The sequence below is a fragment of the Thermococcus celer Vu 13 = JCM 8558 genome, assembly GCF_002214365.1.
Lineage (GTDB): Archaea > Methanobacteriota_B > Thermococci > Thermococcales > Thermococcaceae > Thermococcus > Thermococcus celer.
On the sequence record NZ_CP014854.1, the window covers coordinates 1,618,965 to 1,636,344 of the forward strand.

At 58.2% G+C, this 17,380-nt stretch carries 22 protein-coding genes; 9 read left to right on the forward strand and 13 right to left on the reverse strand.

What is annotated here, in order from left to right:
* Positions 1-80: 80 nt before the first annotated feature.
* Positions 81-815 carry a molybdopterin-guanine dinucleotide biosynthesis protein B gene (gene mobB, locus A3L02_RS08780; RefSeq protein WP_088863551.1) on the reverse strand — a complete coding sequence of 245 codons (735 nt, stop codon included), beginning with the start codon at positions 813-815 and terminating at the stop codon, positions 81-83.
* Positions 816-824: 9 nt separating this feature from the next.
* Positions 825-1,040 (reverse strand): LSm family protein, encoded by a 216-nt coding sequence (locus A3L02_RS08785; protein ID WP_088863552.1) that lies wholly within the window; start codon positions 1,038-1,040, stop codon positions 825-827.
* A gap of 63 nt (positions 1,041-1,103) precedes the next feature.
* On the opposite strand from A3L02_RS08785, the gene A3L02_RS08790 reads away from it, so the two are divergent.
* Positions 1,104-1,931: a hypothetical protein gene (locus A3L02_RS08790; RefSeq protein ID WP_088863553.1), complete on the forward strand. Its 828-nt coding sequence runs from the start codon at positions 1,104-1,106 to the stop codon at positions 1,929-1,931.
* On the opposite strand, the gene A3L02_RS08795 is transcribed toward A3L02_RS08790, so the two are convergent.
* Both A3L02_RS08795 and A3L02_RS08800 read right to left on the reverse strand, forming a co-directional pair.
* Positions 1,915-2,622, reverse strand: coding sequence for a 6-hydroxymethylpterin diphosphokinase MptE-like protein (locus tag A3L02_RS08795; RefSeq protein WP_088863554.1), 708 nt, complete (start codon positions 2,620-2,622; stop codon positions 1,915-1,917). The two genes, A3L02_RS08790 and A3L02_RS08795, sit on opposite strands and share 17 nt — an antisense overlap.
* A 14-nt stretch (positions 2,623-2,636) precedes the next feature.
* On the reverse strand, positions 2,637-3,098 hold the full coding sequence (locus A3L02_RS08800; RefSeq protein WP_088863555.1) for a Mut7-C RNAse domain-containing protein: 462 nt from the start codon (positions 3,096-3,098) through the stop codon (positions 2,637-2,639).
* A gap of 66 nt (positions 3,099-3,164) precedes the next feature.
* Between A3L02_RS08800 and A3L02_RS08805 the strand changes: the two genes are divergently transcribed.
* The 3 genes from A3L02_RS08805 to A3L02_RS08820 all read left to right on the forward strand — a co-directional run bounded on the left by A3L02_RS08805 (position 3,165) and on the right by A3L02_RS08820 (position 4,950).
* Positions 3,165-3,431: a HEPN domain-containing protein gene (locus A3L02_RS08805; protein ID WP_257789357.1), complete on the forward strand. Its 267-nt coding sequence runs from the start codon at positions 3,165-3,167 to the stop codon at positions 3,429-3,431.
* A 164-nt stretch (positions 3,432-3,595) separates the two neighbouring features.
* Positions 3,596-4,345 carry an MBL fold metallo-hydrolase gene (locus A3L02_RS08815; protein WP_088863557.1) on the forward strand — a complete coding sequence of 250 codons (750 nt, stop codon included), beginning with the start codon at positions 3,596-3,598 and terminating at the stop codon, positions 4,343-4,345.
* Positions 4,346-4,386: 41 nt separating this feature from the next.
* Complete coding sequence (locus A3L02_RS08820; protein WP_088863558.1) at positions 4,387-4,950, forward strand: nitroreductase family protein; 564 nt, start codon at positions 4,387-4,389, stop codon at positions 4,948-4,950.
* On the opposite strand, the gene A3L02_RS08825 is transcribed toward A3L02_RS08820, so the two are convergent.
* Complete coding sequence (locus A3L02_RS08825) at positions 4,937-5,389, reverse strand: protein-tyrosine phosphatase family protein (RefSeq protein WP_204247193.1); 453 nt, start codon at positions 5,387-5,389, stop codon at positions 4,937-4,939. The genes A3L02_RS08820 and A3L02_RS08825 overlap by 14 nt on opposite strands.
* A 4-nt stretch (positions 5,390-5,393) precedes the next feature.
* Positions 5,394-6,065: a carbon-nitrogen hydrolase family protein gene (locus A3L02_RS08830; protein ID WP_088863560.1), complete on the reverse strand. Its 672-nt coding sequence runs from the start codon at positions 6,063-6,065 to the stop codon at positions 5,394-5,396.
* A gap of 355 nt (positions 6,066-6,420) precedes the next feature.
* Here A3L02_RS08830 and A3L02_RS08835 point away from each other — a divergent pair, with 355 nt between their 5' ends.
* On the forward strand, positions 6,421-7,230 hold the full coding sequence (locus A3L02_RS08835) for a GNAT family N-acetyltransferase (protein ID WP_088863561.1): 810 nt from the start codon (positions 6,421-6,423) through the stop codon (positions 7,228-7,230).
* Between the two features lie 315 nt (positions 7,231-7,545).
* On the opposite strand, the gene A3L02_RS08840 is transcribed toward A3L02_RS08835, so the two are convergent.
* The 4 genes from A3L02_RS08840 to A3L02_RS08855 all read right to left on the reverse strand — a co-directional run bounded on the left by A3L02_RS08840 (position 7,546) and on the right by A3L02_RS08855 (position 12,464).
* Positions 7,546-9,294 (reverse strand): ABC transporter ATP-binding protein, encoded by a 1,749-nt coding sequence (locus tag A3L02_RS08840; protein ID WP_394335146.1) that lies wholly within the window; start codon positions 9,292-9,294, stop codon positions 7,546-7,548.
* Entirely contained in the window at positions 9,278-11,020 is a 1,743-nt protein-coding gene (locus A3L02_RS08845; protein ID WP_088863563.1) for an ABC transporter ATP-binding protein, read from the reverse strand. The genes A3L02_RS08840 and A3L02_RS08845 overlap by 17 nt, the downstream gene beginning before the upstream one ends.
* Before the next feature lie 91 nt (positions 11,021-11,111).
* Positions 11,112-11,672: a nicotinamide-nucleotide adenylyltransferase gene (locus A3L02_RS08850; protein ID WP_088863564.1), complete on the reverse strand. Its 561-nt coding sequence runs from the start codon at positions 11,670-11,672 to the stop codon at positions 11,112-11,114.
* 18 nt (positions 11,673-11,690) lie between these two features.
* Entirely contained in the window at positions 11,691-12,464 is a 774-nt protein-coding gene (locus A3L02_RS08855) for an SAM hydrolase/SAM-dependent halogenase family protein (RefSeq protein WP_088863565.1), read from the reverse strand.
* Between the two features lie 49 nt (positions 12,465-12,513).
* Here A3L02_RS08855 and A3L02_RS08860 point away from each other — a divergent pair, with 49 nt between their 5' ends.
* From A3L02_RS08860 to pgsA, 3 genes are read left to right on the forward strand one after another with little or no spacing between them, the layout of a single operon-like run.
* Positions 12,514-14,115: a transglutaminase domain-containing protein gene (locus A3L02_RS08860; protein WP_088863566.1), complete on the forward strand. Its 1,602-nt coding sequence runs from the start codon at positions 12,514-12,516 to the stop codon at positions 14,113-14,115.
* Positions 14,115-14,648 (forward strand): tRNA (cytidine(56)-2'-O)-methyltransferase, encoded by a 534-nt coding sequence (locus tag A3L02_RS08865; protein ID WP_088863567.1) that lies wholly within the window; start codon positions 14,115-14,117, stop codon positions 14,646-14,648. Before A3L02_RS08860 ends, A3L02_RS08865 begins: the two co-directional genes overlap by 1 nt.
* Positions 14,649-14,653: 5 nt before the next feature.
* Positions 14,654-15,220, forward strand: a complete 567-nt coding sequence (pgsA, locus tag A3L02_RS08870; protein ID WP_088863568.1) for an archaetidylinositol phosphate synthase — start codon at positions 14,654-14,656, stop codon at positions 15,218-15,220.
* 69 nt (positions 15,221-15,289) lie between these two features.
* On the opposite strand, the gene A3L02_RS08875 is transcribed toward pgsA, so the two are convergent.
* The gene (locus tag A3L02_RS08875; protein WP_088863569.1) at positions 15,290-15,997 is read right to left on the reverse strand and encodes a TIGR02253 family HAD-type hydrolase; all 708 of its coding nucleotides are present in this window, start codon (positions 15,995-15,997) and stop codon (positions 15,290-15,292) included.
* Positions 15,998-16,147: 150 nt separating this feature from the next.
* Between A3L02_RS08875 and A3L02_RS08880 the strand changes: the two genes are divergently transcribed.
* Positions 16,148-16,417 (forward strand): hypothetical protein, encoded by a 270-nt coding sequence (locus tag A3L02_RS08880; protein WP_237268600.1) that lies wholly within the window; start codon positions 16,148-16,150, stop codon positions 16,415-16,417.
* Here A3L02_RS08880 and A3L02_RS08885 read toward each other — a convergent pair.
* Both A3L02_RS08885 and A3L02_RS08890 read right to left on the reverse strand, forming a co-directional pair.
* Positions 16,398-16,967 (reverse strand): ASCH domain-containing protein, encoded by a 570-nt coding sequence (locus A3L02_RS08885; protein ID WP_088863570.1) that lies wholly within the window; start codon positions 16,965-16,967, stop codon positions 16,398-16,400. The two genes, A3L02_RS08880 and A3L02_RS08885, sit on opposite strands and share 20 nt — an antisense overlap.
* A complete protein-coding gene (locus A3L02_RS08890; protein ID WP_088863876.1) occupies positions 16,964-17,302 on the reverse strand; it encodes an ASCH domain-containing protein in 339 nt (112 codons plus the stop codon). Before A3L02_RS08890 ends, A3L02_RS08885 begins: the two co-directional genes overlap by 4 nt.
* Positions 17,303-17,380 lie beyond the last annotated feature (78 nt).

Here is a 17,380-nt window from a genome sequence, read left to right on the forward strand (position 1 = left end):
GGGAGAACGAAGAGTTAAGAGCACTCAGGGCAGAGGCATCAGAAACATGGTGAAACCGTACCGGAGGCCTTCTGGAAACTTCAGTCGTCCCTGATTACTATCTCTATCATCCTTCCCTCGCGGTAGCCCTTCATCGCGGAGAGCATGCCCTTCACGGTCTTCTCTACCAGCTCCTGCACCCAGTCCTTCATCGGCAGAATCTCTCCGTCTATCTTCACCGTAACCCTCGGCTTCGAGCTGAGGACGACGCAGTCCCTGAGCGTTTTCTCACCCCCCACTATCATCCTCGTCATCTCGGCGCAGTTGAAGCCGCAGAGGCCACAGTCTATGTTCGGGAGCATGAAGGCGCGCTTCTCTACGAGGTCCGCCAGTTCCTCCGGGTTCTCCACGGCGTTGATGACCGGCAGGCCGCCCACCTCCTCGACTCCCGTTGACGCTATTACCCCGCTCACCGCTACGGCCCGCCCATCGTTGAGCTCCCTAACATCCTCCTCGTTTCTCGCGCATATCACCTTCGGGACGTGCGTTATCGATTTGAACCCCTCTATCAGGAGGAAGTCCGCCGAGACCATTGAGAAGAGGGCGTTGATGTCCTTTGCCTTGAAGAGGAGCGCGTCTGTGTCGTTCGCCCTCACGAGAACCTCGTCGGCGACCATTGAGAACCTCCACGTGTCGCTCCCCTCCCTGTCGAAATCGGCGTGCATGCTCTTGGCCACCGCAACGCGGTAGCCCCTCTCCTTCAAAACCCGAGCAACGGCCTCGAGGGTGGTGGTCTTTCCGCTCTTCTTGTAGCCCACGAACGCAACGCCCCTCATACCACCACCTCAGAGCAGCATTATCCAGTTGAGGTCGTCTATCTTGACCATGAGCGCCTTCGCCCTGTTCCCCACTATGTCAAGTACGTCGCGAACGACTATGACCTCCTCGTCGAAGTCCTCGAGGATCCCGGTGAACGATTGCTCGCTGCTGACCGCGAGGGCCACCCTCTTCCCCTTCCACGCCTCAAGGGTTCTGTCGAGGAGATATGCCTTCTCTCCCATCCTTCCACCTCCGGAGACCAAAAACCTATAAGGCTTTTAACCCTTTCCGGTTCGGGTGATCGAATGCGGTTCGTGACGAAGAGCGAAGAGGTGAGAAGGGCGCTTCTTGAGGGCCTGAAGAAGGCTGGAATAAAGTTCGAGCTTAGCGAGAGACCCGGTTACGAGGCCTTCGTGGGTTACATGCTCGAGGGAACGCTCGAGGAGATAGGCGCGCAGATAGGCGTCATCGAGGGCGCCGATAGGGACGCCCTTAAAGAGGGGTTCCTCTCGTTCAAGGAGAGCCTCAACCACCTCCTGGAGCACCTCAAGGTCGGGGAAAAGGTCGAAATTTTAATCCGGGAGGGTCCGTGGGTGGCCGAGCTCCTCGACCAGCTGGCGAGAAACGGGGCGATAGAGCAGGACGGTGATGTCCTCAAGCTCAGGGAGGGGGTTGACGTTACGAAGCTACGCTTCGAGTTCAAGTTCCCGTTCAACCTCGTCCACAGCCCCGAGAGCACCGAGAAGATCGCCAGGCAGTTCGTGCTCACAGACCTGACGATGGAGTACGAGTTCGAGATACTGGAGCTCGACATAGGCAAGATAAACACCCTCGGAAAGATAGCGGCGCCCTACTTCCCGGAGGACTACCTGTTGAGGGTCTACTTCGCGCTGATAGGACGTTCGATTCTCGCGGGAGAGATCCTCAAGGCCCTCGGGGACAAAAGGGTTCCCGAGGAGGACCTGATAAACGGATTCATCCGGGTGGCGCCGATATCCATACCCACGGAGAAGGGGACCCTCGTCATTAATTACTCAAGGGAGGCCATCGAGGAGACCCTGCGCTTCCTAAAGAGGATGGGCTACGTCGAGGTAAAGGCCGGGAAGGTCAAGAAGCTCAGGGATCTGGTCTAAAGCGGGTTATCCTCGCCCTCCCATTTTTCTCGAGCCAGTCGAGGAGCTCCTTCGCGAACTCGAACTTCTTCCTCTTGCTCTCCCAGACCGGCGAGTGCTCCTTAAGGCGCGGTTTGCTCCACCTGCCCACGACCGTTCCGAAGTCGAACCCGACCAGAGTTATCTCCCTCGCACCGAGCTCCTCTGCGAGAAACGCCGCCCTGTCGCCGTCCGTGAAGCCACCGAAGTTGTAGACCACGTCCAGGGGCTCGGTCTGACACGTTCCAAGGATCCTCGAGAACATGGGCACGTAAACGGATATCTTTTTCACGTTGTCCCCGTGGGCGTGGACGGCCAGAAAAGCCCCCCTATCGTTGGCCAGCTTTATGTCCGAAATCCTGCCGTCGAGGTCGGTGACGATGATGTCCGGGACGAGGCCTGCCGCGAGGAGAGCCGAGGTCGCCCCGTCGGCCGCTATCAGCGTCCCATCCGAGAAGTCGCCTTCCCTCAAAGCGTTCTCAAGGCTCGGACCGGCGCCGAAGACGTAGACCTTTCTCCCGACGACGGCCGCTAACTCGTCCCTCAGGATGTACTCATCTCCCTCGAGGAGCAACGCCCTCAACAGCTCCGCGGCTTTTCTGTCCTCCTCGACCGAGTAGCCCATCTCGCGGACGATTCGCGTGTAGAACGGCTTCCAATCTTCCCATCTCATGTCCACACCCACCGTTAGGCCTTTCTCAGCTTTTTATCGATTTTTACCATCTCCTTCCACTGTCTCCCCGGCCAGTAGACCTGACCGCAGTTCTCGCAGATGTAGAACTCGTCGTACCTCCGATAGACGCCCTCTGGAACTCTGCCCCTGACGTCCTCTTTGAGGACGGGCCTTATCCGTCCGTTGCACTTCGGACAGCGGGCGTTCGCCGGAAAGAGCTCCCTGAACTCAATTCCGTGTTTTCTTAGTTCCCCAACCTGCCCCTCGAGGGAGTTCGAGCCGAGCAGTATTACGGCAACGCCGAGCTTTTTGGCCCTACCCGCCAGTCCCGCGTCCCGGGTGAGGATGACCCGCCCATCCCTCCTGGCAACTTCGAGTATCTCGTCGTCGTCCTCGATGCCGTAGAGCGTGTCGTAGCCGTACAGGCGAAGCCACCTCGCGAGCCGGCCGAGCATCATGTCCGCTACGAACCTCATCCCCATCGAAAGGTATTAGAGGAAAGCCGTTAAAGTGCTTCCGGTGGTGGGGAGGTCAAGGTCCTGCTGAGGCGCTCGGAGGATTACCTCGAGCTGGCGAACGAGGCCTTTGAACGTGAGAAATACGAGACCGCGGTTTTCCTCGCGAAGCAGGCCCTTCAGCTTTACCTCAAGGCCATCATGGTAAAGTACTCCAATGTGAGGCTCAGAACTCATTCGATAGGGGTCCTCCTGAAGGCCGTGAGTGAGGCGCTTAACTCCAGCGAGGAGGTTGAGGGGTTTGTGAGGGAAAAGGGGAGGCTGTTAAAGGGAGAGGGCCGAGCTGGAGCTTAGGATAGAGAAGCTCGCCGGGTTGCCCGACTATCACCCCTTCGAGTTCCATATAGTGGACGAGAGGGGCTTCAAACGCTACGTCGAGGTTTGGGTGTTGAGCCCGTCAGGGTCGAGCAACTTTTATAAGGCGGGAGCTATTTTACAGTCATAAAACGGTGATGTCCGTGCTCGTCTACTTCATCGGCACCGGCGGAAGCGAGGGCATTCCCGCCCACCTCTGCACCTGCCCCACTTGCAGCGAGGCGCGGAAATTCGGCTTCGCGCAGAGAAAACCCTCAACCCTCGCCGTGATCACGGAAAACAAAAGGGCGGTTCTCTTCGACGTTGGGACGGACATAAGGGACCACCTCAACGTTCCGCTGGAGGCGATCTTCCTGACGCACTGGCACCACGACCACATCTACGGCCTCTACAAGCTCCGCTGGATGGCTATGGAAACACCCCTCTACGCCCCCTCCGGGCACGCCGACGCTCTGATCCTCCGCGAGCCCAAGAACCTCAGGCCGGGGACGATAAAACCCGGGGACACCGTTGAGATCGACACCCTGAGGATCACCGCGTTGAGGCTCAACCACGGGGTCGAGACCCTCGGGTACCTGATAGAAGAGGACGGTAGGGAAGTGGCGATCCTCTACGACACTAAGGGTTTGCCCGGGGAGACGGAGGAGCTCCTTAGATCTAAAGTCCCCCTCAGGCTGGCGATAGTGGATGCAACGTACCCACCGGAAACGGACGATCCGTACCACAACAACGTCGATGAGGCGGCGGAGATGGGCCTCAAACTGGCGGAGAGGACGGTTCTCAGCCACGTATCCCACAAGAACCTGCCCTTCCTCGAACTGACCGAGTACGTGAGGAAGAAGTGGGGGAACAGAGTCCTGGTCGCCTACGACGGCATGGTGTTCTACGTCTAAACGTTTTTATCCTTTATCGCCCAAAATCGTTCGGTGATGCCATGCGCGTTCTCGAGCTGGCGAGGAGACGAAAGACCGTCAGGGAGTTTCTGCCGGATAGACCCCCCAAGGAAGATATTCTGAAGGCGATAGAAGCCGCCAAAGAGGCCCCCTCCGGGATGAACGCCCAGCCCTGGAGGTTCGTGATCATCGACGACGACTGGATGAAGGGTAAAATACGGGAGCTCTGCGAGAGAGAGGAGGAGAAGTTCTACTCCAGAACGCGGGGCGACCTGATGGCCTGGCTGAACGCGAAGGGCTTCAGGCCTGAGAAACCCTTCCTGAGCGAGGCGCCCTACCTGATACTCATCTTTGGGCACACGAAGGCACCGTACTGGCTTCAGTCAACGTGGATAGCGGTCGGCTACCTCCTCCTGGCCCTCGAAGAACTCGGCCTCGGGACGGTGACGTACACCCCACCGAACCCCAGACCAATAGAGGAGTTCCTCAGGGCTCCCCAGGATTACAAACTCCAGACCATCCTGCCCGTCGGTTACCCAGCTGACCCCAAGCCGAAGTACGAGCGGAAGGGGCTGGAGGACGTCGTGTCATTCAACGGCTTCTGAGGAGTTTCTCCAGCTCTCTCAGAACCCCCATCTGCTCGTAGGTCTCCACGGCACCGGGCCTCAGGGAGCGGACCCTCCTCAGGGCCTCGCGCAGGGACAGCCCTTCCGAGTACATCAGCCACGCCACCGCCACCGTCCCGCTCCTCCCGAGGCCGCCCATGCAGTGTATTAAAACCTTCTTCCCTTCTCCAACCCTTTCCTCTATCCACCGGAGGATTTCGAGGAGCCGGTCAACGGAGGGGGCGGAGAAATCCGAAATGGGGCTGTGGAGAACCTCGACGCCCCTCTTCCTCCACTCCTCCAGCGGGTAGGGGAGCTCAAACTCCTCGACGAGCACAACGATGGCGTCGAAGGCCCTCGCCACCCCGTCAACCTCACTCCGCACCGGCATCCGGGAGAAGGCGACGTTCTCATCGACGAACTTCGCGGACCGCCACACGCTATCACCCTCTATCCTCCCACACAAGGAGTTCCTCCCCCGACGTTTCTGCCAGGAGTCTTCCGTCCCCATCGAAGACCCACGCCCCGCCCGGGGGATAGCTGTTCACGACGAAGGTTCCGGCCGAGAGGAGCCCGACCCTCCCAGCCATCACCTCAACGTCCTCCCCGTTTGGCTCACCGTGGTCCGGCGAGTACTCCATCGGCACGAAGACGTAATCGGGTCTTTTGCGTTTGATCCACTTCAATACGCGCTTGTTGTAGAGGTCCCCGCAGATGATTATCGCCACCCTCCCGAACTCCGTCCTCGCGGTCTTTACCGTGTTGCCCGTGCAGAAGCCCATCGGCTCCTGGAACTTGCGGTGCTTGAGGAGAACCTCGCCGTTCCTCCCGACGAGCAGGGCCGAGTTATAGACGCAACGCTTGTAGGGTTCCAGGAGGCCGAAGACCACGTAAACCCCCGCCTTTCTGGCCAGTTCACTCACCCGCTCCACTATCCCACCGTAGAGCTCCGCCCCGCTGAAGTCCCACTCGACGAAGCCCGTCAGGGAGTACTCCGGAAAGACCACGAAGTCGGGCTCGTGACTCAAAGCCTCGTTGAAGCGCCGCTGGAACTCCTCCCAGTTCGCGTTGAAGTTCCCGTCCTCAACACGCATCGGCACCAGGACTACCTTCATCCCTCAGCCTCCTCGTTGCCGAAGCCGCCGCGAGGACTGCGAAGAGCATGAAGAGCCTTAGATCCCACCTTCCGAGCCTCTCCATCAGGAGGTGGGAGAAGACGAGGGCGAAGAGGACGGACGTTACCTCGGGAAACCAGCGGGGTCCCTATCCCTCCGCGAAATAGAGCCCTGGAGATGCTCTCCCGCACACGATCCACCGAAACTAAATCGAGGCCGGACCTAAAAACTTTTTCGGATGGTAATTTCGAGAAGGGGTCTATCAGGGATAACGCGGTGAATTCCGGAGCCCAATATCTGGCCATGTCCGCAAAGGTATAAATTGGATGAACGCCAACCCTACCTCGGTGATAACATGGAACCCATTATCAGAGAGGCCAGACCCGGGGATAGGCCCTTCATCGAGGAGATAGCGAGGCTGACCTGGGGCGGGGAGGACTACCTCGCGAGGGTCTTCGATGAGTGGCTCGGCGATAACTTCTACGTCCTCGAGCTCGATGGGAAGGTCGTCGGAACGGCGAAGCTGACGCTCCTGCCAGGGGAGGTCGGCTGGCTCGAAGGCCTGAGGGTGCACCGGGACTACAGGGGAAAAGGCTACGGGAGGATGCTTCACGACTTCATGCTGGAGCTGGGCAAAAAACTCGCCCTCGAGGGAAGGATAGAGGCCCTGGAGTTCGCAACGTACTTCCTGAATAGGGAGAGCATCGCGATGGCCCGGAAAACCGGTTTCCACCTGAGGGCGAAGTTCTTCGTCCTCGGGGCGAGGAGCAGGGACTTCGAGCCCGAGGAGCCAGAGAGGGTGGAACCAACACTCGAAGACCTGCCCTTCGGCCTCATTCCGGTCGGCTGGAGGTTCGTGAGGAGGGGCGAGGATGCACTGGAGTGGATCAGGAAGAACGCGGAGTTCTACGACCTCAACGGCTTCCGCTTCCTCGTCTCAAAGGGTGGAACTACTTTCACCTCCCTCGATACAGGTCCTGCAACGCTGAGGGCCATGCTCCCGGGGATGAGCTGGGTGGCCCGGGAGAGGGGAAAAGAGGAGTTCGACGTCATGCTTCCCAGCGGGCTCAGGCCCGTTCTTCCCGGACTGAAAAGGCTCGGCCTCTTCCTGTGGGACGAAACGGAGGAGCCGAACGTGCTGGTGTTCAGGAAGGGGATGGTCTGAATTTTATTTAACTTTTTTCTTCCTTTCAAGCGGAGGAAAATTAAATAGTTTGAGCCCTAACATCCACGTGGGAAACCCCGCAATCCACCTCGACCTTAGAGACCACCGGCTCATTGTTGTACAGATACTGCATACGCGTTGCTCCGAAGGTTAAGGCGGAGAGGATCGTGGCCCACATAGACGGAGACCACCCACTCGGGAACAAAAGGGTTGTAATAAAGCCAAACGGGAAACAAAAATGCCCGAGGGAACGGCCCGTGAGTGAGCGTAACGCTGAGGACGAAGTCCGCGTCGCGGGTCCTTCGACATAGGGACCTAATCCCCCTGCATCTGGGACGCGTAGAGCCTGTAGAAGTGCCCCCCGTTCGCGAGGAGGGCATCGATGGGCCCCCTCTCCACTACCTCCCCGTTCTCGACCACCACCACCTCGTCCACGAAGCGGGTTATCGAAAGCCTGTGGGCGATTATTACGCTCGTCCTCCCCTCCATCAGCCTGAGCATCGCGTCCTGCACGAGCCTCTCGGTCTTCGGGTCAACGCTCGATAACGCCTCGTCGAGGATGACTATGTCCGGGTCTTTGAGGAGGGCCCTCGCGAGGGATATGAGCTGTCTCTCCCCTACCGAGAGGAGCTTTCCCGCCTCCCCTGCGGAGGTTTCGTAGCCCTTCGGGAGTTTCATTATGAAGTCGTGGACGCCGAGCCTTTTGCACACCCTCACCACGTCCTCCTCCGTGGCCTCGGGGTTCGCCATCAGTACGTTCTCCATCACCGTCCCGGGGAAGAGGTAAGTCTCCTGCGGAACGTAGCCGATCCGCTTCCGGAGGCTCTTCCTGCTTATCCCCCTCCCGTCCCGGCCGTCGTAGAGGATGCTTCCCTCAGTTGGGTCGTAGAACCTCATTATCAGGTTCGCGATGGTCGTTTTTCCAGCGCCCGTTCTCCCCACTATCGCCACCTTTGAACCGGGCCGTATGTGGAGGTTTACGCCCCTGAGAACCGGCCTTCCCTCTTCATACTCAAACCAGACGTCCCTGAACTCCACCTCGCCCCTTAGCCTCTCGACCTCCACCCCAGCGGTGTCCTCCACGTTCTCGTCGTCGAGCACCTCGTATATCCTCTCCAGCGCGGCGAGGGCGGATTGCAGGCTATCGTACATGCTCACCACGTTGTTTATCGGCCCCCTGAACCTCTGGGCGTACTGGATAAACGCGACGACGATGCCGATGCTCACCTCCCCGGTGTATTCCAGGTAGCCTCCGTAGCCTATAACCAGTATCACCGATAGCAGGCTGGTTATGTTCATGAGGGGCCAGAAGAACCCCATGTAAACGGCTACCCTGAGGTAGGCTTTGATGGTTTCCATCGAGACTCTGGAAAATTCTTTTTCAGCTTTTTCTTCCGTTCCGAAGGCCTTTATCGTCTCGATTCCGGCGACGCTCTCCTCGACAACGCTTGAGATCTTCGCTATCTTCCTCCTCGTCTCCCTGTAGGCCCTCCTCATTTTGGTGCCGAAGTAGAGGGCGACGAAGACCATCAGCGGAACGCTGGCGAGGGCTACGAGGGTCAGTTTGACGTCCAGGAGGAGCATGGCGACGATTATGCCGCCCAGACTCAGCAGGCTCCCCAGACCGCCCAGAAGGCCCGAGACCAGGACGTCGTTGACCACGCTGGTGTCGTTGATTATCCTGGACACCAGGTCGCCGGTGGACTTCTCCTTGAAGAAATCCAGGTTCGAGGCGAGTATCTTCTCGTGGAGCCTGTCCCTGAGGTTCCGCAGGACCTTCTGTCCGAAAACCTCCGTGTAGAACGTCTGGAGCGTTACGAAGAACCACTGGGCAACGAGGGAGAGGAAGTAGAGGAGCGCCATCAGACCGAGCTCCCCGTACCTGCCCGGGATTATGTAGCGGTCTATGACGATGCTGAGGATGTAGGGGGAGAGGAGGGTGGCGAGGGCGGAGCCAACTATACTTATCACGACTATCAGGAGGGTCCTTCTCTCGGAGAGCGCCTCCCCGATGAACCTCCTCAGGAGTGAGAGTGAAGATTTCGTGTTATTCGTCATGCACATCACCCGCCGACTCGAGCATCTTCGCGAAGGCCCCACCCTTCCTCACGAGTTCCTCCGGCTTTCCCTCCTCCACTATAGAGCCGTTCTCCATGACGATTACCCTGTCGGCGATCTTCACAGGGGAAAGCCTCTGGGACACGATTATCGCGGTTTTGTCCTGGAGGATGGTCTCGAGGTCGTTCAGAATCTCCTTTTCGGTCTCGGCGTCGAGATTTGAAAACGGATCGTCCAGGAGTATCACCTTTGGATTCAGGAGGAGGGCCCTGGCGAGTGCTACCCTCTGCCTCTGGCCCCCGGAGAGGGTTATCCCCTTCTCCCCGACGACCGTATCGTAGCCGCTGGGAAGGGATGAGATGAAGTCGTGGATTCTCGCCATCCTGGCGGCCTTTGTTATCTCGTCCATCGTGGCATCGGGCTTTGCGAGGGCTATGTTCTCCTTCAGGCTTCTGTTGAAGATGAAGGGCTCCTGCGGGACGTAGGCCACTATCCTCCTCAGACTCTTCGTTTTTATCTTTCTTACATCAACGCCGTCTATGAGGACTTTCCCCCTATCCGGCTCGTAGAACCTCGCGATGAGCTTGACGAGGGTGCTCTTTCCGGAACCCGGCGGGCCAGTCACGAGGACTTTCTCGCCGGGCGATATCTTTAAGTTAACACCTTTGAGCACGGTTCTACCGGTGTGGTACGTGAGGTGTACGTCTTTGAACTCCACCTCGCCCCTTGGATCCTCGATTTCAACGGCATCGGGGGCATCGACCGCCTCCGGGGCGGAGTCTATGACCTCGAAAAGCCTTGAAGCGGCGGCCAAGCTCCTCTGGATGTCACCTATCGTGAAGCCAAGGGCCCTTAAGGGCCACATCATGGTGAGCATGTAGGTTAAGAAGGCGACGAGCTCGCCAACGGTGAGGGTGCCCCCTATGATGCCCTTTCCGCCGTAGTAGAGCATTGCGCTCATCGCCAGCCCGAGGATGAGGAAAGAGGCGTTTCCGTAGAGGGCGGTTATCTTCGTTGCCTCGACGTTCATGGAGTATAGCCCCTCGTTCTCCCTGGAGAACTTCTCCTGCACGTTCTCCTCCACGGAGAGGGACTTTATCGTTTTCACGCCCGCTATGGTCCCGGTGGCGAGCGAGGCTATGACCCCCGTCTGATGTCTTATCCTGTCGTAGATGGGCCGGATCTTCATCGCGTAGGTTGTGTTTATTGAAACGACCACGGCTATCGTGACCAGGGCAACGAGGGCGAGGAACACGTTCATCCTGACCATGTAGTAAAGGGACACCAGTATCAGGAAGATGGAATAGACGAACATCCTCAGCCTGAAGGACAGAAAACGGGTGATCCTTTCCGTGTCGTTGGTTATCCTGCTTATCAGCTGGCCCGAGAAGGTTCTATCGAAGAACTCCATATTGTGCCGCCCAATGGCCCTGAAAACGTCCATTCTGAGGTTGTAGACCGCGTGCTGGGCGGACTTCACGAGAAGGTACCTCCCGGTGAAACTAAAGGCCCCGTTCAGAACCGCCGCTAAGAGCACAAAGAGGCCGTAACGTATCGCAAGCCCGTAATCCCCGGTGGTTATGCCCCTATCGACGGCCTCCCTTATCAGGACGGGGATCACGCCGTTGGTGTAGGACATGAGGATAACCATGGCTATGCCCGCCGAGAACTGTAGGAGGTGTCCCCTGAGGTATTCCATCAGCCGCAACAGCTGTTTCAATGAACCCTTCATGGCGGGTGTTCTTTGGGTTCACTACTATAAATATTTGTCGGTTAAGATGGACATCTACAAGGAAAAGGGAACGGGAGGGGCCAATCCCCAATCAGAATTCCGGAATCCTTATCGGCGCCTGCAGCTCCTTCTCGTTCTTCTCAAGGTTGGTCGCGAGCATCCTTATCCTCTCGACGCCCTTTATTTCACGGATGAACCTCGCCACACTCTCCGGGACCAGCTCCTCCCACGGCTGGCCCTCGACCATGCGTCTCCTTATCTCCGTCGCCGAGAGGATGTCCTTCCTGAACATCGGTTGAACCACCACCTCGTAGCCCTTCTCGCGGAAGAGCTGGGCGACGAGGGAGTTCCCGGTGAAGACGACGTCGAAGCGCGGTACCATGCTAACCACGTATGTGGCCCAGATGGCGTTGAAGTTGATGTCCGGGAGGGGGATCAGGTAATAGCGCTTGTCCATGCCGGCCTCGTTCAACGCCCTGATTAGCATCTCCATCCTCTCGCTCGTCGTGAAGGGGTTCTTCAGTGTGTGGCTCGCCTGTGCACTCCCGATTCCAATGATAACCTCATCAACCTGCGAAAAAACGAACTCGAGGGCCTTTATGTGCCCGTTGTGGACGGGCTGAAAACGTCCGACGAAGAGACCGCGTTTCATTCAACCACCTCCGACGCTTTACCGAACCAGCCTCACCCTCACCTCATCGCCGACCCTCAGGTTGAGCCTCTCGCTCGCGCTCCCCTGGTTGACGGCGATCTCGAGGTAGCCGTGGCTCCCGGGCAGGGCCAGGAGCTCACCGGGCTCCACCAGACCGTAGGTGTCGAGGTAGGGCAGTTTTAACCCCCCCTCAATCAGCTCGACCTCGCGTGGCCTTTCGTAGTCCTCGAGGTTCAGGATGAGGTTGCCGAAGTCATCCACGTAGATAACCTTCAGGACCCAGAGGTCGCCTTCCCTCCTGGGCGCGACGTCCAGCAGGGTTAAGCTTTTTAGGGGTATCTCGCTTCCGAGCTCCTCCGGCCCGACTCCCGCGTCGAGAAGGGCTCCGACCGGGCCGAAGACGTCCCTTCCGTGGAAGGTCGAGCTCACCTCCAGCTTCGTGAAGCGCTTTACCCTCTCGAGGTCTATCTCCCACGCCTTCCTTGCTTTAATATGCTTGAGGGGAAGCGTGGGCAGACCGTTGTCCGGAACGACAAGAAATTGCTCGCCCTCGATTATAACGGCCCTTCTGCTCGTCCCGACGCCCGGGTCTATGACGCCGACGTGAACCGTGCCCGCGGGGGAGTACTTAACCACTCCCTCCATCACGAACGACCCCTCGAGGATGGAATGCCGGGTTATGGAATGGCTGACGTCAACGATGACCGCCTTGGGGTTGATCCGGAGCATGGCGACCTTGGTCTCCCCCGCGTAGGGACCCCTCAGGCCGAAGTCGGTCGTCAGCGTTATCATTCCCACCACCTAAAGCTTATTAACGGTTGAGCTTTAAAGGGTTTGGAAGATGGTCATGAGGAAGCTGATTCCCCTCCTGCTGATTCTCACCGTGGTGGTCTCGGGCTGTCTCTTCAAACCGCCGGCCGAGGTGAAGTTCTCCGTCGACAGGACTGTTGTGCGGCCGGGGGAGACGATCCACGTTATGGTACTCGTTAACAACACCGGGAAGGTAGGCCTCACCGGCGCCACACTCGTCCTGAGCAACGACGATTTCAGGATACTGCAGGAGCCGAGGTTCCCGGAGACGCTCCCCGTGGGGAGGGCCGTGCAACTCGTGTGGATCCTGAAGGCACCTATGAGGCCCGGGACCTATAACCTGAAGCTGTCCCTTGAGCTCACGGACGAGCTCAAACGCTCCTGGACCGGGTTCTACGGGCAGTTCCGCATAACCGTATCAAGCGAAGTGAATCCCTCCTTGAGCGTGGATCTCGAAGTCAGGGCGCCCGAGGTCATTACCGGTGGAGAAACCGCCAACGTAACCGTGGTCATCAGGAACAGGCTCGACGTCCCCGTGGAGCTTCGCGACCTCACCTTCAACCCCCTCAACGGGATGAAGGTTGTTGGTGCCGGCGACCTCCCGGCTAAGGTTGATGGAAACGGGGAGGTCAGGGTTACTTACCGGATAGAGGCCCCCTACGCCTACAGGGTGGGGTACATCTCCGCCATTCTCAAGTACGCGGTGAATGGAAACGAGGGCAGTGCGATTAAAAGTCTCCAGATGAAGGTCGTGTGGAGGCCCTGGAACCGGAGCGAGGAAGTTCTCAAGGAGGCCTACGGCCTCAATTACCACTGGATAACCGACGGGTACATCGTCGACGGCTACTGGATGAAGACATATAACTCAACGTCCGCCTTTGACCGGGCGGAGTTCAGGGAAACAACCCTGAAAATAATCGGGGACTCCGAGTCGGAAGCCCAGGCGGCGGCGAGAATATACGACTGGATGATGGGGACGTATTCCCTGGGCGACACGACGTCCAGCCTTGACCCCTCGAACATACTCCAGCAGGACAGGATAAGCTACGCCGAGGCGCAGATACTGATAACGGCCATGCTACGTTCCGTGAACGTTCCGGCAAGGATTATAACGCTTTCAAACGGTACGGACTGCACGCTGAGACCCATGACGGAGTTCTACACCGCCGACGGGTGGTACATCGTGGACGTGAAGCACGGCTTCACCGGCTCAATGGATGAGTACATCGCCAGCCCCTACTTCCCGAGGCTCTACCAGCTCGTGACCAAGGAGGGATACAGGATAGTCGCCCAGGCGCCCGCAACACTGAGGGGACACGAGCACGTCGACGTCACGGGTGATTTCCTCGCGAACCTCGAGGACAGGCTCCTCAAGACCGTGAGCGAAAGGCTGAACCCGCGGCTCCACTCAAAGCTCATGAGGGTGATGAACGACCTCGACGAGAACCAGAGGCTCTACGCCCTCTTCCTCTTCGCCTCGGCACCCAGCAACGATGACCTGAACAGGGTGCTGGATGAATACAGCACGGAAAAGATAGAGCAAGACGTAAAAACCCTGTATGAGTTCTACAGGGACATGACGTGGAGGGAGGACTTCACCCGTTACTGGAAGGTGTTCGTGGGGGAGGTATGATGATAGCGGTTCTGAGACTCGGACACAGGCCGGAAAGGGACAAGAGGATAACGACCCACGTGGCCCTGACGTCGAGGGCGTTCGGGGCGGACAAGATAATAATAGCCGCCGAGGAGGACGAGCACGTCAGGGAGAGCGTTGAGGACGTCGTCCGGCGATGGGGAGGACCCTTCGAGATAAGCTTTGACCCGGGCTGGAGGAGGATCCTGAGGGAGTGGAAGGGAAGGGGCGTCATCGTCCACCTCACGATGTACGGGATCCACATCGACGACGCCCTGCCGGCCGTAAAGGAAGATCTGAAAGCCGGAAAAGACCTGCTGGTCGTCGTCGGCGCGGAGAAGGTTCCGAGGGAGGTCTACGAGATTGCCGATTACAACGTCGGCGTTGGTAACCAGCCCCACAGCGAGGTAGCGGCCTTGGCGGTCTTCCTCGACAGGCTCCTCGATGGAGAAGGGCTGAGAAGGGACTTCGAGAACGCGAAGCTCAGGATAATCCCCCAGGAGAGGGGCAAGAGGATAATCGAGCTGGAGTGATGGGAATGGTCCTCAACCGCTATCGGGAAAACGTTAAGGGTTACCTGGAGGCCATGGTGAGACCGCTCGCGAGAGCCGGCGTTACGCCGAATCAGATAACGGTGCTCGGCCTTCTGATAAGCCTCATCGGGGCGTACTTTTTCTACCGGGGGGAGCAGGTCGTCGCGGCGCTCGTTCTGCTCTTTGGCTCTCTCATAGACGCACTCGACGGAACCCTCGCCAGGTTAACCGGAAAGACGAGCCGGTTCGGGGCCTTCCTCGACTCCACCTCAGATAGAATAAGCGACGGAGCGATAATCTTCGGGATAGCCCTCGGAAACCTCGTGGACTGGCCCGCTGCGTTCCTGACGTTCATGGGGAGCTACCTCGTGAGCTACGAAAGGTGCAGGGCCGAACTGGCCGGCTCCGGGAAACTGGCGGTGGGAATAGCCGAGAGGGCCGAGCGGTTGCTGATAATAATAATCACCGCGCTGTTCGGCCGCGTTGACTACGGCGTTTATATGGTTGCGGTGCTGGCGTGGATAACCGTCCTCCAGAGGCTCCACGCGGCGTACGTGAGGCTCAAGGATTGAAAGGGAGGGGGATGACGAAAATTTCGCTACCCGAGGTCTCGATGAGGAGCCCTGCCGTTGCCGACCCCCTCATTTCTCCATCAGACCCTTCACTATCTCGACGACCTCGCTCAGCCTTGAAACTATGAAGTCGCAGTTGTTCCAGAGCTCCCTCTTCGCCCCCTCCGGGTCGAGTAGAACGCTTCTCATGCCGACCTTTCGGGCCCCGACGCAGTCCTTCGCCGGGTTGTCACCGACGTATAGGGCCTCCTCCGCCTTGACGCCCGCCCTCTCAAGGGCCAGCCTGAAAGGTCTCTCGTGGGGTTTGTAAAAGCCAGCGTCCTCGCTGGTGGTTATTGAATCGAAGAAACCGTAAATGCCGAGGGCCTTAAGATGCGCCTCGATGTAGTCGTTGTCCGAGTCCGTCAGTATTCCAACGTGGAGACCGAGGTCCTTGAGGCTTTTAATCGCCTCAACCGCATCGGGGAAGAGACGGCCGTACCTTTCATGCATCGCGATGCTTACCTCCCAGAAGTCGTCGGGAACCTCGAAGCCGTAACGCTTGGCAACCCTCCGCATGGCCTCCGTATCAACTTCCCGGATCTTGACGTAGGGTTTCCCCGCCAGCTCCCTGAACATCGCGGAGCTCTCCTCCTCGTACTCCCCCCACAGCTTAACGTAGTCGAGGTCTCCCCTTCCGGCCCTCTTAAGGACCTCCCTCACGATGTTCTGATGGGTAACGTTCTCCCCTTCCTTCGTTATGAGCGTGCCCACGAAATCGAAGAACACCGCCCGCATCACAGGAACCACCGAGAATGGTTGAGGGAAGGAGTTAAAACGATTGCCCGGCAGAACGACAAATCCTCCCCTAAAATCTTTCAAAAAATTGAAATGATGGCGGAAGAAGGTTAGAAAAGCTTTTATTCATCTCCATAAAGCGGTTTCGAGGTGGTGGGAATCGAGGCCATACTCCTCGTCTGGGGCGTCCGGGACGAGGTTCTGGAAAAACTTCCCGTGAAGGGCCACTGGCTCTACGGCGAGTACGACTTCATAGCGAAGGTGGACTTCCGGGACGAGTTCGAGATGGAGGAATTCATGAAGGATTTAAAGAGGATAATCCACGGTGGAACCTTCAAGCTCCTGCCCGTTCTGATATCGGGGGTCAAAACCGGAAACGGGACGAGCATCCTCGAGAGTCTCAAAGCTTCGGCCCCATGATGCCCCTTCTTTTCAGCTCTTCGTAGGCCCTCCTGAGGGCGTCTCGTATCAGATAGCGCCTGTCAAGGCCACCCAGCCTGCGGGCGGCTTTTCTCAAACTCCCGGTTTTCAGGAAGAGCTCTATAAGCTTCCTGTCCTCCCCCGGAAGGTCGAGGTACCTGAGGGCTTTCTCGGCTATCTCCAGAGGGAGGTTGCCCTCGTAGGCGTAGTCCGAGCTCATCACGGGTTTATCGAAGCGCTCAACGAGCCGAAAGACTATAACGTGGGCGGGAGAATCATCATTAACGTACCTGTAGTGGCTTTTGAGGGCGTTTATCAGTTCCTCCCTGCTTGGGAACCCATCCAGTATGGCGTCCTCGTCCGTAAGCTCACCGACCCTCTTGTCCTCGACCTTCTCCACAACCGCCCTCCCCAGGGCGTAGCCCCCGGCGTGAATCAAAACCGTATCACCGGGGTTGAGGTTGGGTCTCCTCCCGAGCCTTACCGTCGCCCGCTTTTTTCCCCTCAGTATGGCCTCTGCGTAGCGTCCGTCGAATTCGAGGTGCCTCATCTTCCCTCACCGAGGGGCTTGAACTTTATGGCCAGAACGCCGTAGCGGTCCTCCTTCCAGCGGGGGTACATGCCGTGGAACCTCCTAACCGCCCTCTCAAAGCCCGGCTCGTCCGGAAATATCTTCTTTATCGGTTCCTCCCTCAAAACCTGGCGGAAGGTCTCGTAGCGCTTGACCTCGGTGACCACCGCCGGAACGGAATCGTTGAAGATGAGCTTGTCCCCCGGTTTTATGGCCCTGAGCTGGGGGTAGGCGACCCGCACCTCTATCCGCTTTTCTCCCGACTTTATGTAACTCAGGTACTCCTCACGAACCCTCAGGTGATACACCCTCATATCCACCACGTTCCACCTTCGCGTTTTCCTTAAAAGTCTACCCGACGGAAACTTTAAATCCTTTAGCGTTCTACATAA